Source organism: Streptomyces sp. 8L, from assembly GCF_020176795.1.
Lineage (GTDB): Bacteria > Actinomycetota > Actinomycetes > Streptomycetales > Streptomycetaceae > Streptomyces.
Genome location: NZ_JAIUKE010000358.1, coordinates 1 through 3397, shown reverse-complemented (window position 1 = coordinate 3397; position 3397 = coordinate 1). Strand labels below are relative to the sequence as shown.

Sequence of the window (3397 nt, the reverse complement as noted above, 5' to 3'; positions counted from 1 at the left end):
CCCCCGCCCGGGGGGGCCCGGCCCGGGCCCCCCCCCCCCCCCCCCCCCCCCCCCCCCCCCCCCCCCCCCCCCCCCCCCCCCCCCCCGCCGCCGCCCCCGCGGCCCAGCAGGCGGCTCCGGGCGCCGCCGAGCCGCGCCCGCAGGGCTCGGCGGCGGTGCGGCACCCGCGTGCGCGGCTCTTCGGCAATGCCCGGAGCGAGGGCGGCGTCCACGGTCAGGGGTATGGACAGAGCGGCGGGCAGGGGGCCCACCACCCCGCGCCGCACACCCTTCCGTCGAGCGCGGCCGGGGTCTGTGCGCTCGGCGAGACGTATGGCCACTGGAGCGCGGGCAGCCCACAGGCCCGCATCTGCCACGAGGCGTACGGGCACTGAGGCGGCCGTGCGGTGCGCGACGGCGGCCCGCGGCGGCCGCCCCGCCACGGCCGGGGCCTGCGCCGCTTTCCCTCCGGTCAGCCCGGGGCCAGCTGCCGCGTCAGCCGGGCGATCACCGTCCGCACCCCGTCGCCGTAGCCGTCGTCCCCCAGCACATGGGCGCAGGCGCGCGCCCGCTCCAGGTGCAGCCGGGCCGCGTCGGGGCGGTGCAGCTTGACGTAGTCGGCGGCGAGGTTGGCGTGGAACGCCGGGTGGAAGGCGACCACCTCCGGCGCCTCGCCGTCCGCCGCCGTCAGAGCCCGCAGGTCCCAGGCGAGTTCGTCACCGGGGTCGTCCTGTGTATCGGCCATGTAGTGCGCGAGGGTGCACCGCTGGACCGGGTCGCCGGTGTCGCCGAGCTCCGACCACAGGTCGCCCATGCGGTTGCGGGCCTCTTCGCGGTCGCCGCCGTGGAGCAGGATCACCGCCTGCCCGATCCTGGTCACAAGGGACTCCTCGGACGACTGCCGCTGCTCCATGCCTGGCGCCTCCACCGTTGCGTAATGAAAATCTGACAAAACGCTCGGTAATGACGCTAGTCGCGGTCGCCCGCTCTCGCCTTCAGGCTCGGCCCAGGTCGGGGACGCGCCAGTCGATCGGGGTGTGCCCCTGCGCGGCGACGGCCGCGTCGATCTGAGTGAAGGGGCGCGAGCCGAAGAACTTCTTGGCGGACAGTGGCGACGGGTGGGCGCCCTTCACCACCACATGCCGCTCCTGGTCGATGAGCGGCGCCTTCTTCTGCGCATACGCACCCCAGAGCACGAACACGGCCGGATCGGGCCGCTCGGCGACCGCCGTGATCACGGCATCCGTGAACTTCTCCCAGCCCCGGCCCTTGTGCGAGTTCGCCTCGCCCTCGCGCACCGTCAGCACCGCGTTGAGCAGGAGGACGCCCTGCCGCGCCCACGGCATCAGGTATCCGTTGTCCGGCACGGGGTGACCGAGCTCGTCCCGCATCTCCTTGTAGATGTTCCTCAGGGACGGCGGGACGCGCACGCCCGGGCGCACCGAGAAGCACAGGCCGTGCCCCTGCCCCGCGCCGTGGTACGGGTCCTGGCCGAGCACGAGCACCTTCACGTCCTCGTACGGCGTGGCCTCCAGCGCCGCGAAGACCTCGCCCTCCGGCGGGTACACAGGACCGTTGGCCCGCTCCTTCGCCACGAACTCCAGCAGCTCGGCGAAGTAGGGCTTGTCCAGCTCCTCGCCCAGGGCGCCGCGCCAGGACTCGGGCAGCACGTCGGTCTCGGTCACGTCAACATCCTCCGGATCTTGTCTCCTTGCCCACCGCGTACGAACCTACCGGGCACCACTGACAACGGCGCCGGCCGGCCGCCCCACCTGGGGCGACCGGCCGCTGAGCGCACGGGAGGGGCGGGGACGCGAGGGGCTCCGCGTGCTCAGACCCCGGCCGTCAGGAAGACCCCGCCGTCGACCACCAGCGTCTGGCCGGTGATCCAGCCGGCCGCGTCGGAGGTCAGGAAGGCGGCGGCGCCGCCGACGTCCTCGGGAGCGCCGAGCCGTCCCATCGGGTAGGCCGCCGCGGCCTCCTCCTCGCGGCCCTCGTAGAGCGCCCGCGCGAACTTGGTCTTGACGACGGCGGGAGCGATGACGTTGACCCGCACGGCCGGCGCGAACTCGCGCGCCAGCTGGAGCGTCAGGTTGATCATCGCGGCCTTGCTCATGCCGTACGTGCCCATGAAGGGCGACGCGTTGAGGCCGGCGACGGAGGCGACGTTCACGATCGTGCCGCCGTGCTCCTTCTGCCAGGCGTGCCACGTCTTCTGCGCGAATCCCAGGGCCGAGAGCACGTTGGTCTCGTACGTCTTGCTCGCGACGGCCAGATCGAGGTCCGCGAGGAGCGCGAACACCGGGTTCGTACCGGCGTTGTTGACGAGGTGGTCGAGACGGCCGTACGCCTCCATCACGCGCTCGACCGCCGTGCTCTGGTGGGCCGGGTCGTGTGCCTTGCCCGCGACGCCCATCGCACGGTCGGGGCCGAGCCGCTCGACGGCCTCCTTCAGGGCGTCCTCGTTGCGTCCGGTGATGCACACCCGGTCGCCGCGGGCGACGAGCGCCTCCGCGATGGCGTAGCCGATGCCCCGGCTCGCGCCCGTGACGAGGGCGACCTTGCCGGTGTCCGGTGCGGCGTCCGGGGTCTGGTGCTGTGTCATGGCTGTGGTCCTAGGGGTCAGTTGAGCGGGCCGCCGGCGACGTACATGACCTGCCCCGACACGAAGCCCGCGCCATCGCCGGTGAAGAAGGCGATGGCGTTGGCCACGTCGTCCGGCCGGCCGACGCGCTGCACGGGGATCTGGCCCGCCATGGCGGTCTGGAAGTCCTCGAAACTCATGCCGATCCGCTCGGCCGTGGCGGCCGTCATGTCGGTGACGATGAAGCCGGGCGCGACCGCGTTCGCGGTGACGCCGAACTTGCCGAGCTCCTTGGCCAGGGTCTTGGTGAAGCCCTGGAGGCCCGCCTTGACGGCGGAGTAGTTGAGCTGGCCGCGGTTGCCGAGCGCGGACGACGACGACAGGCTGACGATACGGCCGAACCCCGCGTCCACCATGTGCTTCTGGCAGGCGCGCGCCATCAGGAAGGCGCCCTTGAGGTGCACGTTCATCACGGTGTCCCAGTCCGACTCGGACATCTTGAACAGCAGGTTGTCCCGCAGCACGCCCGCGTTGTTGACGAGGATGGTCGGCGCGCCCAGCTCCGCGACGACGCGTGCGACCGCCGCGTCCACCTGGGCGCTGTCGGACACGTCGCAGCCGATCGCGACGGCCCTGCCGCCCGCCTCGGTGATCTTCTTCACAGTCTCGCCGCAGGCCGCCTCGTCCAGATCGAGTACGGCGACGGCACGGCCCTCGGCCGCGAGCCGTACGGCCGTGGGGGGGGGCGCCCCCCCCCCCCCCCCCCGCCCCCCCCGCCCCCGCGGGCGGGGGGGGGGGCGGGGGGGGGTGCCAGGCCGCGGGAACCCCCCCGGG

General features: G+C 73.5%; 4 protein-coding genes. All 4 read right to left on the bottom strand.

Annotated elements, in window-relative coordinates; translation table 11 throughout:
- Nucleotides 1-451 precede the first annotated feature (451 nt).
- The gene (locus LCE31_RS26440; RefSeq protein ID WP_225018417.1) at nt 452-892 is read right to left on the bottom strand and encodes a hypothetical protein; all 441 of its coding nucleotides are present in this window, start codon (nt 890-892) and stop codon (nt 452-454) included.
- 82 nt (nt 893-974) lie between these two features.
- Nucleotides 975-1664, bottom strand: a complete 690-nt coding sequence (ung, locus tag LCE31_RS26435; protein ID WP_225018415.1) for a uracil-DNA glycosylase — start codon at nt 1662-1664, stop codon at nt 975-977.
- A 146-nt stretch (nt 1665-1810) separates the two neighbouring features.
- Nucleotides 1811-2584, bottom strand: a complete 774-nt coding sequence (locus LCE31_RS26430) for an SDR family oxidoreductase (RefSeq protein ID WP_225018411.1) — start codon at nt 2582-2584, stop codon at nt 1811-1813.
- Between the two features lie 17 nt (nt 2585-2601).
- A partial coding sequence (locus LCE31_RS26425) for an SDR family oxidoreductase (protein WP_225018408.1) occupies nt 2602-3397 on the bottom strand: 796 nt, incomplete at its 5' end.